20 protein-coding genes are annotated in these 18966 nt (G+C 27.6%); 19 read left to right on the forward strand and 1 reads right to left on the reverse strand.

The annotated features are described in order from the left end of the window. Positions 1 to 12 precede the first annotated feature (12 nt). From BEE63_RS18525 to BEE63_RS18585, 13 genes are all read left to right on the forward strand, one after another. Positions 13 to 243 carry an exodeoxyribonuclease VII small subunit gene (locus BEE63_RS18525; RefSeq protein WP_066022794.1) on the forward strand — a complete coding sequence of 77 codons (231 nt, stop codon included), beginning with the start codon at positions 13 to 15 and terminating at the stop codon, positions 241 to 243. Next, positions 233 to 1102, forward strand: coding sequence for a polyprenyl synthetase family protein (locus tag BEE63_RS18530; RefSeq protein WP_066022795.1), 870 nt, complete (start codon positions 233 to 235; stop codon positions 1100 to 1102). Before BEE63_RS18525 ends, BEE63_RS18530 begins: the two co-directional genes overlap by 11 nt. 694 nt (positions 1103 to 1796) lie before the next feature. Next, complete coding sequence (locus tag BEE63_RS18535; RefSeq protein WP_066022796.1) at positions 1797 to 2360, forward strand: hypothetical protein; 564 nt, start codon at positions 1797 to 1799, stop codon at positions 2358 to 2360. A 4-nt stretch (positions 2361 to 2364) separates the two neighbouring features. Next, positions 2365 to 4224: a 1-deoxy-D-xylulose-5-phosphate synthase gene (dxs, locus tag BEE63_RS18540; protein ID WP_066022797.1), complete on the forward strand. Its 1860-nt coding sequence runs from the start codon at positions 2365 to 2367 to the stop codon at positions 4222 to 4224. A 47-nt stretch (positions 4225 to 4271) separates the two neighbouring features. Next, positions 4272 to 5075, forward strand: a complete 804-nt coding sequence (locus BEE63_RS18545; RefSeq protein WP_066022798.1) for a TlyA family RNA methyltransferase — start codon at positions 4272 to 4274, stop codon at positions 5073 to 5075. A gap of 12 nt (positions 5076 to 5087) precedes the next feature. Beyond that, entirely contained in the window at positions 5088 to 5942 is an 855-nt protein-coding gene (locus BEE63_RS18550) for an NAD(+)/NADH kinase (protein ID WP_066022799.1), read from the forward strand. Beyond that, positions 5939 to 6391 (forward strand): arginine repressor, encoded by a 453-nt coding sequence (locus BEE63_RS18555; protein ID WP_066022800.1) that lies wholly within the window; start codon positions 5939 to 5941, stop codon positions 6389 to 6391. Before BEE63_RS18550 ends, BEE63_RS18555 begins: the two co-directional genes overlap by 4 nt. A 12-nt stretch (positions 6392 to 6403) precedes the next feature. Continuing rightward, on the forward strand, positions 6404 to 8116 hold the full coding sequence (recN, locus tag BEE63_RS18560) for a DNA repair protein RecN (protein ID WP_066022801.1): 1713 nt from the start codon (positions 6404 to 6406) through the stop codon (positions 8114 to 8116). 200 nt (positions 8117 to 8316) lie between these two features. After that, on the forward strand, positions 8317 to 9504 hold the full coding sequence (gene spoIVB, locus BEE63_RS18565; RefSeq protein ID WP_066022802.1) for a SpoIVB peptidase: 1188 nt from the start codon (positions 8317 to 8319) through the stop codon (positions 9502 to 9504). A 356-nt stretch (positions 9505 to 9860) separates the two neighbouring features. Beyond that, complete coding sequence (spo0A, locus tag BEE63_RS18570) at positions 9861 to 10706, forward strand: sporulation transcription factor Spo0A (RefSeq protein ID WP_066022803.1); 846 nt, start codon at positions 9861 to 9863, stop codon at positions 10704 to 10706. A gap of 141 nt (positions 10707 to 10847) precedes the next feature. Then, the gene (locus tag BEE63_RS18575) at positions 10848 to 11855 is read left to right on the forward strand and encodes a tyrosine-type recombinase/integrase (protein ID WP_066022804.1); all 1008 of its coding nucleotides are present in this window, start codon (positions 10848 to 10850) and stop codon (positions 11853 to 11855) included. Continuing rightward, entirely contained in the window at positions 11855 to 12277 is a 423-nt protein-coding gene (locus BEE63_RS18580; RefSeq protein ID WP_066022805.1) for a helix-turn-helix domain-containing protein, read from the forward strand. The genes BEE63_RS18575 and BEE63_RS18580 overlap by 1 nt, the downstream gene beginning before the upstream one ends. Positions 12278 to 12725: 448 nt before the next feature. After that, complete coding sequence (locus BEE63_RS18585; protein WP_066022806.1) at positions 12726 to 13892, forward strand: HNH endonuclease; 1167 nt, start codon at positions 12726 to 12728, stop codon at positions 13890 to 13892. A 27-nt stretch (positions 13893 to 13919) separates the two neighbouring features. Here BEE63_RS18585 and BEE63_RS18590 read toward each other — a convergent pair whose 3' ends face one another. Beyond that, positions 13920 to 14099, reverse strand: coding sequence for a hypothetical protein (locus BEE63_RS18590; protein WP_066022807.1), 180 nt, complete (start codon positions 14097 to 14099; stop codon positions 13920 to 13922). 453 nt (positions 14100 to 14552) lie between these two features. Between BEE63_RS18590 and BEE63_RS18595 the strand changes: the two genes are divergently transcribed. The 6 genes from BEE63_RS18595 (at position 14553) to BEE63_RS18615 (ending at position 18761) form a co-directional block, all read left to right on the forward strand. Beyond that, positions 14553 to 14735 (forward strand): hypothetical protein, encoded by a 183-nt coding sequence (locus tag BEE63_RS18595; protein ID WP_066022808.1) that lies wholly within the window; start codon positions 14553 to 14555, stop codon positions 14733 to 14735. An 89-nt stretch (positions 14736 to 14824) separates the two neighbouring features. Beyond that, the gene (locus tag BEE63_RS18600; protein WP_139111568.1) at positions 14825 to 15304 is read left to right on the forward strand and encodes a hypothetical protein; all 480 of its coding nucleotides are present in this window, start codon (positions 14825 to 14827) and stop codon (positions 15302 to 15304) included. 401 nt (positions 15305 to 15705) lie between these two features. Then, entirely contained in the window at positions 15706 to 15861 is a 156-nt protein-coding gene (locus tag BEE63_RS21805) for a hypothetical protein (protein ID WP_175400864.1), read from the forward strand. 306 nt (positions 15862 to 16167) lie between these two features. Further along, positions 16168 to 16359 (forward strand): hypothetical protein, encoded by a 192-nt coding sequence (locus BEE63_RS18605; protein WP_066022810.1) that lies wholly within the window; start codon positions 16168 to 16170, stop codon positions 16357 to 16359. A 19-nt stretch (positions 16360 to 16378) separates the two neighbouring features. After that, complete coding sequence (locus BEE63_RS18610) at positions 16379 to 17398, forward strand: hypothetical protein (RefSeq protein WP_066022811.1); 1020 nt, start codon at positions 16379 to 16381, stop codon at positions 17396 to 17398. Positions 17399 to 18221: 823 nt separating this feature from the next. After that, positions 18222 to 18761, forward strand: coding sequence for a hypothetical protein (locus BEE63_RS18615; RefSeq protein ID WP_066022812.1), 540 nt, complete (start codon positions 18222 to 18224; stop codon positions 18759 to 18761). The last annotated feature ends 205 nt before the right edge of the window (positions 18762 to 18966 follow it).

The raw sequence follows: 18966 nt of genomic DNA on the forward strand, positions 1-18966 counted from the left end.
GTGAAATCAGTTATGCCTAAAAAAGAGAGTTATGAAACTATGATGAAGGAACTTGAGAACATTGTAAGTAGTATGGAAAATGAAGAATTGACTCTTGATGATACTATGAAAAATTATGAGGACGGAGTGAAACTTTGCAATAAACTGTACAAGATTCTAAACAAGGCTGAGGGAAAGATAAAAATACTTACACAGGAAGGCGAAGAGGACTTTAATAAAGCAGGTGATTTGAATGAACAATAAAGAATTAAGGCAGGCAGTGGATAATTACTTAAAAAATTATTTTAATGGCAAAGGTAAATATGATAAAAAAATATATGAAGCTATGGAATACAGTTTAAATGCTGGAGGTAAAAGGGTAAGACCACTTCTTCTAATGTCTTCCTATGGAATATATCATGACAATTATAAAGATGTAATTGAAGTAGCAGCAGCTATTGAAATGATACATACATATTCTCTTATACATGATGACCTGCCGTGTATGGACAATGATGATTTGAGAAGAGGAAAGCCTACAAATCACAAAGTATTTGGTTATTCTATGGCACTTCTTGCTGGTGATGGACTTTTAAATGAAGCAATGGATATAATGTTTGAGTATTGTTTAGAAAAAGATAAAAAGGCACTTGAGGCATGTTCATTAATATCAAGAGCAGCAAGTTCAGAGGGAATGATAGGTGGTCAGGTTGTAGACATATTAAGTGAAGGAAAGAAAGTAAGTGCAGATGAATTAAGGTATATGCACAAAAAGAAAACTGGAGCACTTATAAAGGCATCAATATTAAGTGGAGCTATTTTAGGTGATGCCCCTCATAGTCATGTGGAACTTTTATCACAATATGGTGACAAAATTGGTCTTGCATTTCAGATAGAAGATGATATACTCGATGTTATTGGTGATACCAAAATTATGGGTAAAAAATCTAAAAGCGATATAGAAAATGATAAGTGTACTTATGTAACAACTTATGGAATAGATAAATGTAAAACTATGTGCAAAAGTTTAACTGAAGAATGTTTAGATATTGTCAGTACAATAGATGGAAATACAACTTGTCTTACAGAGATAACGGAACTTTTATTAAAGAGAAAGAGATAAATATCATAAATTTATAACTATATGGGTGTTTTTGCTTTTTTGAATATTTATAGTTAGTGTGATATAATTTCAATTAACATATTTAATGTGGTGCAGTATCCTAGTCAGGTAAGTGCTTTTTGAAGGCGGGGCTAAAAATCCGCTAAAGGGCATATCGATGAAGTTTCTGGTGCTGGCCTTGGAATGCCCAGTCCTGGGCTTGTGCTGGAAGTTAAAAAAGCTGGGGCACTCGCAATGGCATGCGATAAATGACCCTACTTTTGTGGAGACCAGTTCTTGTATGTTGGATGAGATATTCAATGTACGAAATTGGATTAAACCTGCAATGTGGTGTGAAAGCTATGTGCAGTGTAGCCTGCCTTGAGTGATATGGGGAGAGGAGATAAACATGATAAAAATTTTAGGCCTAAATTTTTTATCTTATTGAACTCTGAAACCTATATTGCAAAAGAGGCTAGAGAAGCATCTAACTGTTGAGGAAAACTCCTAGGCTGTTATAAAAAGGTAGAGCAGGGATTGCAGTGCGGACTTAGTGGCAATTCAGTCCTGAATGTGGTGACACTTCAGCTCGGATATTAAAGGGAAACCGCCATGCGGTGACGCATGGTTATCTGTGGGGAAATCCTACTGAACCTATGCCGCAAGATTTACCTGCTTTGCTACCACATTGATTATTTTACTTGGAGGAGTTACTGTGTCAAAAAATAAAAATATTAAGAGCAATGCGAAAACTATGCACAAATGGCTATTGAAAATTTTTGTATGGTCTATTACTATTAGTAGTAGCGTTTCTCTATTATCTGATTTGCTACTAAAAAGAGTCAATTTATTAGTAGCTTTTATTTTATTAGTTTGTGTAATTCTTATAGGAATTGTATTTGATGTAATTGGTATTTCTGTAACTACAGCTGTTGAGACACCATTTCATTCTATGGCTGCAAAGAAAATTAGCGGCTCCGAAATTGCTATAAAACTTATAAGGAATGCTGATAAAGTTTCAACTTTCTGCAATGATGTAATAGGAGATATATGTGGGATTGTAAGTGGAACTATGGGGGCTTTAATTACAGATAAAGTGATACAGCAAATATTTAATAATAGTATTCCCTCTGCAGTTTTAAGTGCCATAATCGGAGGAATGATAGCAGGTGGAACTATTTTGGGCAAAGCTATTGGAAAAACATATGGAATAAATAATAGTATAAAAATAGTCACTAGAGTATCGAAGATTTTATACTTGGTTCAAAAGGATAGATGAAAAAATGTACAATATACTGGATAATTATAAAGATATAGAAGATATAAAATCAATGAGTAATGAAAAACTTAATGAAATGGCAGAGGAAATAAGAGAATTTCTAGTAGACAGTGTTTCAAAGACAGGTGGGCATCTTGCTTCTAATCTTGGTGTAGTTGAGCTTACATTAAGTTTATATAAAGTATTTAATTTTAAAGAAGATAAAATTATATGGGATGTAGGACATCAATCTTATGTACATAAAATTTTAACTGGACGCAAAGATAAATTTGATAAGCTTAGAAAGTATAAAGGAATAAGTGGTTTCCCCAAAAGGAATGAAAGCATTTATGATGTGTTTGAAACAGGTCATAGTAGTACATCTATTTCAGCAGCTGCAGGTATTGCAAGAGCAAGGGACTTATCTAAAGATGATTATAGTGTAATTGCTGTTATAGGTGACGGAGCACTTACTGGGGGAATGGCTTTTGAAGCTTTAAATGATATTGGATACAAAAAAACTAATGTTATAATAATACTAAATGATAACCAAATGTCAATTGCTAAGAATGTTGGCAGTATATCTAAGTATTTAAACAAAATAAGGTTAGATCCAAAATATAATAAATTAAAAGAGGACGTAAAATCCAAACTTAAAAAAACTAATTTAGGATCAGAGGTTGCTAATTCCATTGAAAAAATAAAAGGTGGAATAAAGCAAATGGTTGTTTCAGGTATGTTTTTTGAGGATATAGGAATAAAATATCTAGGACCAATAGATGGGCATAATATCAATGAATTGACAGATGTACTTCAAAAGGCAAGAAAAATTAAAGGACCTGTTATTCTACATGTTATAACCCAAAAAGGAAAAGGATATTACTATGCAGAAAAAAATCCAAATAAGTTTCATAGTATGGGTCCATTTAATCCAAAAACAGGCGAAAAACTTGGTAAGCCTAAAGATACATATTCTAAAGCGTTTGGTGAAGCTATGGTAGAATTAGCAGGGAAGAATCAAAAAATTATTGGTATTACTGCTGCTATGACAGATGGAGTAGGCTTGTGTGATTTTTCTAAAAGGTTTCCAGATAGATTCTTTGATGTAGGAATATCAGAACAGCATGCAGTTACGATGGCAGCAGGGCTAGCATCTTCAGGTTATAAACCTGTTTTTGCAGTATACTCTACTTTCCTTCAGAGAGCCTATGATCAAGTGCTTCATGATGTTTGCATTCAGAATCTTCCTGTGGTTTTGGCTATAGATAGAGCTGGAATTGTAGGGGAAGATGGCGAAACACATCAAGGAGTTTTTGATATTTCATATTTGAGCAGCATACCTAATATGACTATAATGGCTCCAAAGTGTATAGATGAGTTAAAATATATACTGGGTTGGGCTGTTAATCAAAATTTCCCGATAGCTATAAGATATCCTAGAGGTGGAGATGAATTTTCAGTCGAATTAGAACCATTAAAGGAATTTCATAAAGGAAAATGGGAAATATTGAATAGAGGAGAAGGTATAGCAATAATAGCCACAGGTAAAATGGTTCAGAGGGCTGTTTTAATTAGAGAAGAACTTTTAAAATATGAAATTAATTGTGCTGTAATAAATGCATCATTTATAAAACCTATAGATACTGGGGTTTTAAATGAATTTGCAAAAGACAATTATAAATTTGTAGTTATTGAAGATAATGTGCTTCATGGTGGTCTTGGAAGTTTAATACTTGAACATTTAAATTATATGAATTTTAAAAACGATGTTTTAAATCTTGGATTCAAGGATGAATTTATAGAGCAGGGAAGCACTGAAATTTTATACAAACTGTATGGCCTTGATATAGATAGCATTTGTAAAAGGATACTTTCTTTTAAATAACGTGATTTTCATGGTTTATATGGTTTTATTTTAGGAGAGAAGTTCATATGTCTGAAAACAAAGAAAGATTGGATGTACTATTAGTACAAAAAGGAATATTTGAATCTAGAGAAAGAGCAAAAGCAAGCATAATGGCTGGAGAGATTTTTGTAGATGAAGTAAGGGTTGATAAGTGTGGTCAAAAAGTAAAGGTGACTTCCAAAATAGAATTTAGAGGAGAAAAGATGCCTTATGTAAGCCGTGGTGGGTATAAACTTGAGAGAGCAATTAAAACTTTTGGCTTAAAATTACAAGATAAGGTATGCTTTGATATAGGAGCATCTACAGGAGGTTTTACTGACTGTATGCTTCAAAATGGTGCTAAAAAGGTTTTTGCTATAGATGTTGGTTATGGTCAATTTGCATGGAAACTTAGAATTGATCCAAGAGTTGTGTGCATGGAGAGAACTAATGTAAGATATGTAACCTATGAAGATATAGGAGAATATGGAGATTTTGCAAGTATAGATGTTTCTTTTATATCGCTAAAAAAGGTAATTCCTACAGTAATAAATTTGCTTAAAGATGATGGTGAAGTTGCTGCTTTAATAAAGCCACAATTTGAAGCTGGCAGAGATAAGGTAGGCAAAAAAGGTGTTGTAAGAGATCCGAATACACACATTGAGGTAATAAATAGTATAGTTGATTTTTTGAAAGAAATGAAGTTAACTATAATAGGAATTACATATTCTCCTATAAAGGGTCCTGAGGGTAATATAGAATATTTAGTTTATTTTTCCAAGAGCCACGAAGAAGTGAGTTATGATTCAGTAAATTATGTAGTTGAAAGTGCTCACGGAAATCTTGATTAAGAGGAGATTTAAATGAAAAAAGTAGGAGTTAATATTAACTATAGTAAAGATCCTGAAGGAAAAATAAAAAAATATGTAGAAAAAGTTATAAAAGACGAAAATAAAGATATTAAAGTTAAGTTTTACGATAAATTAAACTGCTTTAATGAAATGTGTAAAACAGAACTGGATTTTTTTATTGTTTTTGGAGGAGATGGCACCATATTAAATGCTGCAAGGCACCTAGTATCTTGTGGAATTCCTATATTCAGTGTTAATATAGGTCATCTTGGTTTTTTATCTTGCATTGAATTTAAAGATTTTAAAGACTCCATTCATAAAATTTTTGAAGGTGAATATTCTATTGAAGAAAGAACCATGCTTAAATGTTCTTTTATAAAAAATCAAGAAAAAAAAGTATTCTATTGTTTAAATGAAATTGTTTTATATAATGGAAATATGGCAAGAATATTAAAATATAATATAAAAGTTGACGATAAGTTCTATATGGGGTTTAAATCAGATGGAATGATAATATCAACACCAACAGGATCTACAGCATACAATTTATCAGCAGGTGGACCCATTATTTATCCTAATTTGGATTTAATATCACTAACACCAATTTGTCCTCAAGGTCTGGCAATGAAAACTATAGTACTTGATGGAAAGAGTGATATATTAATATCCAAAATAGAAAATAATGAAAGTGTATTTATATCTGTAGATGGACAAAATCCTGTAGATGTTAAGGGCGTTCCAGATATTGAAATCTCTAGACTTGATTATAAATGTAAATTATTAAAATTGAATAATTATGATTATTTCGATGTATTAAGAAAAAAGATAATACTTAGAAGTGAAGAATGCGAAGGTGATAAAGATTGAAGGTATCAAGACATACAAAAATATTAGAAATTATAAATTCAAAAGATATTGAGACACAGGAAGAGTTAGCAGAAGAACTTAGAAAAAGTGGAATGGAAGTTACTCAAGCAACTGTATCAAGGGATATAAAAGAGCTGAAGCTTATAAAAGTACTTTCGTCAAAGGGAAGATATAAATATGCTACTATCTCACCAACGGAAAGTTTTTTATCCAATAAACTTGTAACAATTTTTTCCCAGACAGTGTTAAATGTTGATAGAGTAAATAATATGGTAGTTGTAAGGACGATATCTGGTTCTGCTAATGCAGCAGCTGAAGCTATAGATTCTTTAAATCTAGATGGAATAGCAGGATCAATTGCAGGTGATAATACTATTTTTATACTTGCTAGAACTGAAGAAATAGCAGTTGGCATAGTTCAAAAGCTTAAAAAGATGATTGATGAATAGGAGAGAGTTTTTATGCTTCTTCAACTTAATATTAAAAATTTTGCACTCATAGAGGAGCTTACTGTTAATTTTGAAAAGGGTTTTAATGTTTTATTTGGTGAAACAGGAGCTGGTAAATCCATTTTAATTGATGCTATAAGTTATGTTCTTGGAGGAAAATCAAGTAGAAATTTTATAAGAACTGGTGAGAAAAGTACTTATGTTGAAGCTATTTTTACTATAGAAAATGATAAAACTGAGCTAGAACTTAAAAATATGGAAATAGAATTTGACGATTATGTAATAATAAGTAGAGAAACGTTTAAATCAGGTAAAAGTATTGCTAAAGTCAATGGCAAGGCCATTTTAGTATCTGCCCTTAAAAACATAAGTGTAACTCTAATAGACATACACGGTCAGCATGAGAACCAAAATTTATTGGATCCATTAAAGCATATTATGTATTTAGATGATTATGCAGAAAAAACACTTCATAATGTAAAAGAAAAATACATGGATACATATAAAAAATTAAAAGATATAGATGGCAAAATTCATGATTTGAAAAATAAAAATGGAGAAAATGGTAAATTATCTGATTTTTTAAAGTATCAAATAGATGAAATAGATAATTCTAATTTTAAAATAGGAGAGGATGACGAGCTTCAAGAGAGATATTCCATTCTTTCTAATAGTGAAAACATATCAAATGTATTTTCTGAAGCCTCTGAAATTCTTTATGATGGCAGTGAAAATTCTAAATCAGTATATGATTTAATTGGATATGTTGTGAATAGAATTAAAAATATTGAAAATAATAATGACAAAATATCTAATATAGTTAAAGTGCTTGAAGATAGTTATTATAATATTGAAGAAGTTGTGGAAGAGATAAAATCAATTAAAAGTAATATAAGTTTTGATGAAAAGGAACTTAATTATATAAATAGTAGATTATTTACTATAGATAAATATAAAAAAAAGTATGGCAGTACTATTGAAGACATATTAAATTATAGGAAAAAATTAAGTATATCCTATGATGAAATAGTTCATAGTGAGGAAATAATAAAAAAGTTAGAAGATAAAAGAAAAGATATCTGTAACAAACTAATAAAATATGCTAAAGAAATTCATGAGATAAGATGTGAATTTGCAAGTAAACTTGAAGTTAATATAAAAAATGAGTTAAATTATGTTGGACTCGATAAAAGTACTTTTAAAATCGGTGTGGATTTTAATGAAAATTATATTAGTGATGATGGCTGTGATAAAGTTCAATTTTTTATTTCAACTAATATAGGAGAGCCTTTAAGACCACTTGAAAAAGTAGTGTCTGGAGGAGAACTTTCAAGAGTTATGCTTTCTATTAAGACGGTTTTTGTAAATAAAGATAAAATACCATCTGTAATATTTGATGAAATTGACACAGGAATAAGTGGAAGAATAGCTGAGCGTGTGGCAGATAAGATGTATGAGGTTTCTAAGAATCATCAAGTCTTTTGTATAACACATCTTCCTCAGATAGCCTGTATGTCAGACGTGCAATTTATGGTTTCAAAAAATACTAAAAATGATAAAACATATACTAATGTTGAAAGTTTAAATGAGCAAGGTAAAATGAAAGCACTTGCAATGATGATAGGTGGAAGTAAAGTTACTAAAATAACTATTGAGCATGCTGAGGAAATGATAGCTATTGCTGAAAAAAGAAAAGTGAAGATTATTAGTAAAAAGGTAAGTTAAATAATAGAAAATGCTTATAAAAATTATATTATTATAAAATAAAATTGAAAGAACCATATGTTCTTTCAGTTTTATTTTTTTTTAGGATAATTTCTAAAGTATTAACTATAAATACAGCTATATAATAGCATAATTGAATTTTAAAATGGGAAATTTAATAGCGTAGAAGTTTAAAACTATAAATGTAAGGAGGTAAAATTGTGAAAAATAAAAAAATAAATATTATATACTGCATTTTAACTCCTGTAATTTTAGTTGTATTTTTGGCTTATAGTAAAATAAGTAGTATGCCAAAAAGTGTTTTTTTTAAGAATAGTGAAATTAGCCTTAATTCACTTGCAGCTAAAACAAAAAATACAACTTTAAGTAGAAACAATAATACCAATAAAAGTATATTTGGTGTATTTTCATCAAAATCTTCAAGCGTTAAAAATCAAAATAAAATTCAAGTTTATCCTGGAGGACAGCCAATAGGTGTTAAGCTTCATACAAAGGGTGTATTAATAGTTGGATTTAGTGATATAACTGGTAGTAGTGGAAAGGTACAGAGCCCAGCTGTGGTGGCAGGAATACAAATTGGTGACAGTATAATTAAGGTAGATGGGGAAAATATAAATAATGCTGGCGAATTATCAGAAAAAGTAAATAAAAATTCTACTGCTAAAGTAAAAATTACAGTAGAAAGAAAAGGTAAGGCGTTTGATAAAATAATTGATAAAGTTAAAAACAAAAATGATGGAGAGTATAAGCTAGGTCTCTGGGTAAGGGATTCAACAGCTGGAATTGGAACATTAACTTTTTACTATGATAAGGATAAAATTTTTGGAGCTCTTGGTCATCCTATCACAGATGTGGATACAGGTGATATAATAAATATGAGCAGTGGAAATTTAATTGATTCTTCTATAGTTTCTATAAATAAGGGAATTAGAGGAAACCCAGGAGAGTTAAGGGGCATATTTATAAATGAAGATAATCCTATAGGTACTGTAAACAAAAATACTATATGCGGTTTATTTGGTAAAAGTTTTGATGATCTTGCAAATAAGCAGTACTGCAAGCCAATGGAAGTTGCAATGAGAAATGAAATAAAATTAGGACCTGCAAAAATATTAACAACTATAGACGGAAATAAACCTAAAATGTATTCTATAAATATAGAAAAACTTTTTGATCAAGATTCTCCTAATCCTAAAAGTATGATGATTAGAGTTACAGATTCTGAGCTTCTAGAGAAAACAGGTGGAATAGTACAAGGAATGAGTGGAAGTCCAATAATTCAAAATAACAAAATAATTGGAGCTGTTACACATGTTCTTGTCAATAAACCTGATACAGGATATGGAGTTTATATTGAGTGGATGCTTAAAGGTGCTGGAGTGTTATAAAAATTTTGTTATAAATGTCATTTGAGATATAATTATTATGGTTTATGCATGTATATAATTTTTTATTGATCATTATATAACATGTATAAATCATATCTATTTTGGTGTAATACCTTATAATAAGTTTATAAAAAAGATAAAATCTCTTGATTTTTTATCATTTTAGTAATAAAATGGAAAAGTAGATAAAGACAAAATTAATTAAATATGAAAAATATAGAATTATAAAATTATACATACACTATAATGTAATTTTATATAGATAAGAAGGATAAAATATAGTTTTGTCGAATATAAATTATATAAAATGATAATTAATGGTAGAATTTCTATAATTTATAAAAGGGGAGTTAAAAATGGAAAATGGAAAAATAAGTGTTTTAATTGCAGATGATAATAAAGAATTTTGTAATATTCTTAATGATTATTTGTTGAATCAAAGTGATATGATAGTAGTAGGAATAGCTAAAGATGGAATAGAAGCGTTGAAATTAATAGAAGAAAAGAAGCCCGATCTCGTAGTTCTAGACATAATAATGCCTCACTTAGATGGACTTGGAGTACTTGAAAGACTTAATAATAAAAATTTAGAAAATCCACCTAGAGTTATAGTATTATCTGCAGTGGGTCAAGATAAGATAACACAGAGAGCAATAACTCTTGGTGCAGATTATTATGTAGTTAAGCCATTTGATATGGATGTGTTTACGAGCAGAATAAGAGACATGTTTAATAGTAACATATCTAATTCAGATGAAAAAAAATCATACGCTGGGATAGAAAGAGAGACAAGCTTTGAAAATACATCTGCAAACGAAGGATATTCTGGTAACTCAGGCAACAAAGCTGTTGACTTAGAAAGTGAAATTACAGCTATAATTCATCAAATTGGAGTTCCAGCACATATAAAAGGCTATATGTATTTAAGGGAAGCTATAACTATGGTAGTAAACAATATGGAGCTATTATCAGCAGTTACAAAAGAACTATATCCTTCTATTGCTAAAAAGTATAATACTACAGCAAGTAGAGTAGAAAGAGCTATAAGACATGCTATAGAAGTTGCATGGTCTCGTGGACAAGTTGAAACAATAAACAAGCTCTTTGGATATACTATAAACAATGGCAAGGGTAAACCTACAAATTCAGAATTCATTGCTATGATTGCTGATAAATTAAGACTTAAAAATAAAGTATCATAGACTAGTGGTAGCAACGTTTTGAAGGCAATTGAAATTATATTTTTATAGCAACCAATTGCTTTTTGAACCAACCAATATTATATATGTTTAAAGATTAAACCTTCAATATTCATTGAGTATGGATTTTGGAGGCTTTTTATTATGCGAAAAAATAAAAATTTAGGTATCGATTATGCAATTGATGATTTTATGATTTACTGTCAAGAAAAAGATTTAAGAATCAAGACTATTACAAGTTATGAATCTACATTAAGATTATTTGATAGATATATAGAAGACACTTTTAAAGTTAATAATGTAAATCTTATTACAGATAAAATGTGTAAGGATTATATTACCTATACAAAAGAAAGAGGTAAATATACATTTTTAAGTAATGACTATAGTAAAGGAATTAACTTTCCAGAAAATCGAAAAGATTATGGTAAAAAAGTAAGTGTAACAACTGTTAATAATTATATTAGAAATTTAAAAGTGTTCTTTAATTATTTAGAAGATAAAAATGTTATTAAAAAAAACCCTATGAAAAAGATAAAACAATTTAAAAATAAAAGAATACCGAAAGACCAATTATCAGATAAAGATTTTAAAAAAATAATTAGATGTATGGATACCACAAAATTTCACGAGTTTAGAGACTATGTGATAATCCAAATAATAATGGATACAGGGATGCGTATAGGAGAATGTTTAGCTTTACAAGTAAAAGATATAGATATAGACCGTAGAGCAGTATTTATAAGTGGAGATATTGCAAAGGGTAGAAAGGATAGATATGTATTTTATAGTTATACCATGTCAAAACTGTTAAGAAGATGGATGCAATATAAAGATAGATATGTAGAAACAGATAACTTATTTTGTGTTAAGCGAGGAAGTCAATTAAGTATAGGAAATTTTGAAACCAATTTTGCTAAGTATGTTAAGAGAGCAAGAATAGAGAAAAATATAACAGCTCACGGATTAAGAAATAACTATGCTAGAAGGTTTTTATTAGCTGGCGGAGATATATTTATGCTAAGTAGACTACTAGGACATTCATCCGTAACTGTCACAGAGAAAGCTTATGCAGATGTTACAACAGAAGATATAAGAAAAAATTATCAGCAATTTAGCCCTTTGGAAAACATGAGAGGAGGTAGAAGATAATGCAAGAAGGAAATTTTACAATAATCAAGAATTCAGATATTACCTCCAACCTATCAAATGGTGCATTCAGGCTCTATGTGCTTCTAAAATCATATTGCTATGCGGAAAAAGATAATTGTTATCCTTCACAAAAAACATTAGCTGATAAACTTAATAGGAGCATTAGAACAATACAAAGGTATTTAAAAGAACTAGTAACTAAAAATATAATTAGAATTCGACATAGAGGTAGTATAAGCAATGTATATACGCTTTTACGTAAAAAGATAGGTAATAACATTAATAATTCTGTAAATAAAGCTAGAAATGTATATAAGAGCTATAAGAATACTTATAAAGTAGATGAATTTAATAACTACAATCAAAGAACTTATGATTATAAAGATTTAGAAAAGAAGCTCACAGCATGGCAAAGAGAATGACTTAAATAAAAAGAACCTATAGAGCTGCAATCTCTATAAGTTCCTATTTTTGATAGATGTAAGCATCAGAAAATAACATCCAACACTTACTTTATATTATATCAAATTTTTAAAAAGATATAAAGAGTAGGTGTATTTTTGCTGTAAAAAATTATTTGTTTTAATGTGCAGTTATATTTGTTAGTAATTTGAATACATAGTATTGATGCATAAATGTAAATTAAAGTAAATAATGTGGTGGAATTATTAAAAAAATCAGTTCGCTAAGTCACGATTTTTGTTTAATACGACATTTTTATATTAGATGACACGAAAACATTGGAAATACTGGTGTGACAAAGTTAAGTATTAAATAATACTAAGGGAATAATAATTATATTTAATATAAATCATTTATAAAATTAAAGTATTAGCTGCTTTAAAACAAATCCCAAAAGAATATTTACAAATGGTGTATTATAAGCTTAAAATTATGTTGGGGATGATAATAATTAATAAGCAGGATAGATTAAAGTTTACAAAACAATTTACAAAATTACTATTAAAAATTACAAAAGAAAATGATGTTGGAAAAGCAATATATAAATTGTTTAGAATTACATATATAGAAAAACAACGTGAATATAATGTGAAATATTATACAAGTATAGCTAGAGCAATACTAAATATAATAAAAGATAGTGATAATAAAATACTTGAAAATGAAATTTATAATGAGGAAAATATTACAACATATGTAACAGATTATATAGAGCATGTTGGATGGGAGTATTGGAATGAACATATAAAAAATCCAATACTTGATGAACGAAAAAAAATGATAAATGATATACTAGGTAAATATAGAAATAAAGTTTATTCAAAATACAACAAATTAGAATTAAGAAATATATTTATTGAAAATGTTACGTTGTATAATATAAAATATGATATTGAATATTTTGAAAATAAATTTAAATTAAAACCAGAGGGTAGATTTGAAAATGAAGCATATATTCAATTTTTAGATGAAGTATATTCTGAATTTAAAATATATGATAAAGATCGTATTGATTTAGCATGTATGAGGTATGGGAGCAAATTAAAACAAATTATATTATCAATGCAAGATAACTATTATGATAAGGATATAGCTGAAAAATTATGCTTAACACCAAATTTATATAAAAAAGTAAGAAGCTATTTGGGATTCACCCAAACACACAAACCTAAAAATAAAAACATTTTCGTAAAGATTAATCTTGATAAATATAATGACAGGGTTTTCCAAGAGGGAAAAAGATATTTAACAACCCATAAGAAAATAGAGAGAAATCCAAAAGTAATAAAATTATCAAAAGAACTATTTAAAAAAGAACATGGAAAGTTATATTGTGAAGTATGTAATACTGATTTTTATGCCAAATATGGAGACTGGGGGAAAGATTATATAGAAGGACATCATGAGAATCCACTTTCTGAGTTTGATGATATGAGAGAAGTAAATATAAGAGAGATTAGAATGTTATGCTCTAATTGTCATAGAATGATACACAGAAATAGAAAAAAATGTTTAACAGTAGAAGAGCTGAAAAACATTTTTGTTGGACAAAAAGAAAAGTATGATAAAAGGTAGAGAAGTCATTCTCTACCTTTATTAAATTTAGTCAATTAACTTATTTCTTCTCAAATATCCTAAACAAGCTGTTTGGAAAAAATTATCTAATTGTTTTTCTGTTCCTACATAATTAAAAGTCACTTTAGAAATATTTGAATTTAGATCAATTATTTTAAAAACTTCTTGTTTTCTTTCTTCATTAACTTCAATTAGTTTCATTTCCATTTTTAATCGCCCCATTTGTTTATATTTTGTTAATTTATTATTTATGAAAAACAAACTTTAAAGTGCATTTTATAAATTATAACATAAAAAACAATAAGGTATAGCAAATCTATTGTGAAATTACGATTAAATCAATTAGAATAACTATTTCTGATTTTTACATTAATATTTTAATTTGAATTGTTAATGCATTTTAGTATGGATATAGAAGTAATATATTATAAGAAAAATATATGATTTATTTTATAGTGATACGGAAAATAAAGAATATGATAAATAGTAGTTTAGTACAATTTATTAGAGTTAATGTGAATACAATTAGGATAGAACAATATTAATTTTATTGTGTTATTCTTTTTAATTAAATTTAAATTAGAAAATTTTTTGTTATATAATTGTTTTTTTTATATTGGAATTACTCCAGCATATATAAATTTGACATTAGGAGTACAAATGGAGTATCATGCATTAAGAGGTGATAGTATGGCAGAGAATCCACGCTTTCAAGTAAGAGATACAAAAGAAGAACTTGAAAAGCTAGAAAAAGCTATTAAAAAACTAGGGTACAAGGATAAAGCGGATTGGTATAGAGATATGAAGCGTAAAACTATACATAAGGCAAATTTAGGAGACTGAAAAAGTCTCTTTTTTATTTTTATAAATTTATTGATAATGGAGTACCAATGGGGTACAATATAATTATAAAGACAAAGGAGATAATAAAAGTGGAAAATACAAAGAATTTACAAGGAATTGAAAAGATAATGAACAAATTAGAGGTATTCAGGAAAGTAAGAGAATATATAATATCAAGAAGGAATAGTACTGACGAATGTAGGTCTTTTTGGATGCCTATATTTAATAATACTCATTATGTTATTCTTTATAATGATGATTGGGACTTCACTGTAGGAGTAAGATCATTTGGAAAAATAGAGCGAGGGAGTGATGGAAGCTATTTATTAGATATACCTAAAGATGTAGATTTACATGATCAAAGTGATATTAAATTTTGTAAAGCAGCTATAGAAGAAATTATAAAAGAAGCAAAACAGGTAACATTTACGAAGAAAGATGATAGATATTTAGAAAATTATAATAAAGAAACAGGGATGACAATTGCTCCAAATGATAAAATAATAAAAGAATGTTATAATTTTGTATTTTGTACAAAAGATGAAGTTGGTAATCTAAATAATCTGTAAAAGTAAGATGGTTTTTTTACATTTCAACTATAGTTTTGTGTAATTAAAGTTCACCTTTTAATGGATGAACTTTAATTATTTTTATGAAAATGACAAATATAGTTATAAGCGTGTATTAGCTTTATACAGAGGATTTATATTCTAGTGGATAAATTATGCTATAGCATATACAGAGTAGTCTTATTCAAGCTATATAGAAGTAATGCTGGGTTGTAAATAAAAGATAATGGAGATATGAAAAAATATATGTTATTTATAATTTGTAAATTAGAGCTATAAATATATTTATTTTATTTAAAGTAGCTTTGTTTAAGTGGTTTAGTTGGTAGTTTATATGGTATTAGTAAACTTTAATACATTAGTCACTTTGTTATATAATATTAAATAAAGAGGGTGTAAAAATGGATAATGAACAATATGATAAACTTTTAAATGTAATACAAAGTATGTATGAAAATATAATGAAAAGATTTGATAATATTGATAAAAGACTTGACAGTATTAGTAAAAAAGTTAATGAACATGAATTAAAATTTCAAAAAATGAAGGAAATATAAAACCTTTAAAATTACTATTCCATAAACGTTTATTATATTTATAAAAATAAGTATGAAAGTTAATTTTATAGATACTAAATGTAAAGTGTTTAAAAAAACCTTATTTCCTATTATGAAGATATAAGAAGGTAAAATCTCAAATTCTTTATAATAGTATTTATTAAGATTATACTATTGAAAGCAACAAAATCAGTAAACACTTTTTTGGGACACCGCATAAGTAAAGGACTAGAGGTCTGTCCAAAAGTGGTATTATAGTAGAGATAGGACACAAAAAAATATAAAGAATTAGGAGGAAAATAAATTATGGATACTAACAAAAAAGAGTATCATGAAATACATAAAAAGAATTTAGCTGATTCATTAAATTTTTTAGGCTTTAGATATTATAAATTTACCAATTTTTTAGGACAGCAGGTATATAGTTTTAAGAATACAGAAAAATTCAATAAAGCTTTAACGGGATTATTACAGCTAAGAGCAGAATTAAATAATTAACAATTAGGAGAAAATAAATATGAATATTAACAATTTAGAATTAAATAAAAAATATAAAAATTATAAAATACTATGTGATGTATTGAAAGAAAAAATAAAAACAGGTAAATCTAAACAGCTACAATTTAAAGAATGGGAAAGGTATTTTACATATCATAAAGATGGCAATGCTTTTATTATAGATGAAATTTATATTAATCCAAAGGAAAAAATAGATAATCGTGGCAAAGTCGATAATTACAAAGGGATTTATGGTAAATATTTAGATGTATTAATAGAAAACATATTATTTAAAAAAAATAGCAATGTTATGTATATAACTAGTAATGGCTTGGCAGAATTAACGCATATGGTTAATAAAAATTATAAAATGTGTAACGGAAACAGAAAAAAATTTCATAAATATATGCAAAATAAATATAAATCAAATGAACTTGCAGAAAATGATGTGTTTTTCCAAGTAAATAGTAAATCAAAAAAAGCTATTGAAAGTTCACTCAATAGATTACAAAGGCAGAAAAAAATTGAATATGATTATTGTTATATAATTTATTATGATAATTATGTAGAGAAAAAAACCACTATCTTACAAGAAGAAATAATAATTAATGCAGAAAAAAAGATAATGCAGAAAATGAATATCACCAATAAACAAAAACTTTGGAAAATAGAATTAAAAGAGAAATTTTATAAAAAAGTAAATGATATTGTGCTGCCTATATTAACCAAAAAAGATGATAGGATAGCAGGATATTACAAAGGTTATAAAATTAATCATGTTAATGTAAAAAGGCAAAAAAACATTCAAGAGTATGAAAAGCAATTAAATGAAAAATTTAGTAGCAATGTAATTAAATCCATTAAAAATGAAGTGAAAAAAGTAAAAGACAAATATCTTCAAGATAAAAGTTGGGGTACAGTTTATTATAAATATGATTCTGATAAAATTAGAGTATCACCAGAATATAGTAACGGTATAGAAAGTATAGTGAAAATATTATTGTCTTATGAAATAGAAAATATAAAAGAAAAAGTTTAACAAAACAGTTGTCACCTTTAGAATATATAATTATACTAAATATATATATTTATTATAGCATTTCTAAAAGTGACAACTTTTTATAACATCAAAAAAACGATCGGTTTAGAAACGCTATAATATAAATGTATATAGTATTAATACAAATATAATTATATATAGATTTTCTAAACCGGTCGTTTTCTATAATATACTAACCAACTTACAAATAAAATAAATAAGAGCTTTCTTTCTTGGTTCTTCTTCTTTAGCGAAGGTTCTGCGAATCCGAGCGGTTCTTTTTACCGCTGAATCGCAAAGAAGTTGGTTCAAAGAAAGAAGAACATTTCATAAATATTAAGTGTCATTGATAGTAATAGGGGACTAAATTTCTTTTCTTTGTATGAACTCATAGTTTTTTGTTCCATTTCATTCCACAAAGGAAACTAAGAGCTGACCAACAAAGAAAAGAAACAAAAGAAAGTGGTCTTAACCATTTATTTATAATGATTTTAATTAAAAATTAAAAGTTGGCTATTTAAAGATACCTATAATAAATATATATTATATAAATATATAGGTACTTTTAAATAGCCAACTTTTTTATCAAACTCTTATATATCAATAGTTATAAGCTATTTTTTATTTATAAGACTGCTTATTAGTTTTTGTATGCGATAAACTAATTAAGGAATGTATAATAACCGATCTTCAATGTGATGGTCAGTTAAATATTTATTATAATTTTTGTACAAGCTTTATACAGAACAGTTATTAAGTAATAACGTAAAATTATACCATTATCAAGAAAAAATGTGTGTATGAACTTGTATCGAGCTTTATCATGGCTCATATTAGATTAATAGTAATACTATTTAGGATTAATAAAGACTTTAAAACACATAAAATAGTAAGAACTGTATTTTTTAAATATGCTGGTCAGTCAAAGTCTAGTATTTTTACTTTTATGGATACACCAATGGATTATTTAAATGAAGTATTAAATAAAATTCCTAGAAGTAAACACACAAAAGTGTTGAAGCTAGAAGACATATGTTGCAAAGGAATAAAGACAAGGGGATATTATAATACACAGATAAGTTTTATGAAAGAAGTTTTTAATAAGGCACAAAGACAAATAAATGGAGCTAGAATGAATTATGTAAAAGGAGACAAAGAAAGTGAAAGAAAGACAGAAAATATAATAAGGTGGGTTAAAAATGGATTGATAGATAAAATGAAAAATAAAAATATAATTCCTCAAACAATGAGGGTTATATTATTTAAACTAAATAAAGATTTTAAGAATTGTAAAATGTTAGTACTAAGTGTCTTGTTCGTAACACATAAAAAAATGTTATTAGAATGTTTAAAAAGTGTATAAAAGTATTGTAACTTTTTTTGAACATCGCATAAATAAAGGGCTAGAGGTCTGTCCAAAAGTACTATTATAGTAGAGATAAAATTTCTTTGCTTGAGATATGATTTTGCATGGGTATTTATTATTTTTTGTAATTTAATCATACCAAAACGGGGTTTGGTCAGCCTACTGGACATAGTAGACCATAAGGAAAAATCAATCAAGTTTA

The sequence above is a fragment of the Clostridium pasteurianum genome (assembly GCF_001705235.1).
Classification (GTDB): Bacteria; Bacillota; Clostridia; order Clostridiales; family Clostridiaceae; genus Clostridium_S; species Clostridium_S pasteurianum_A.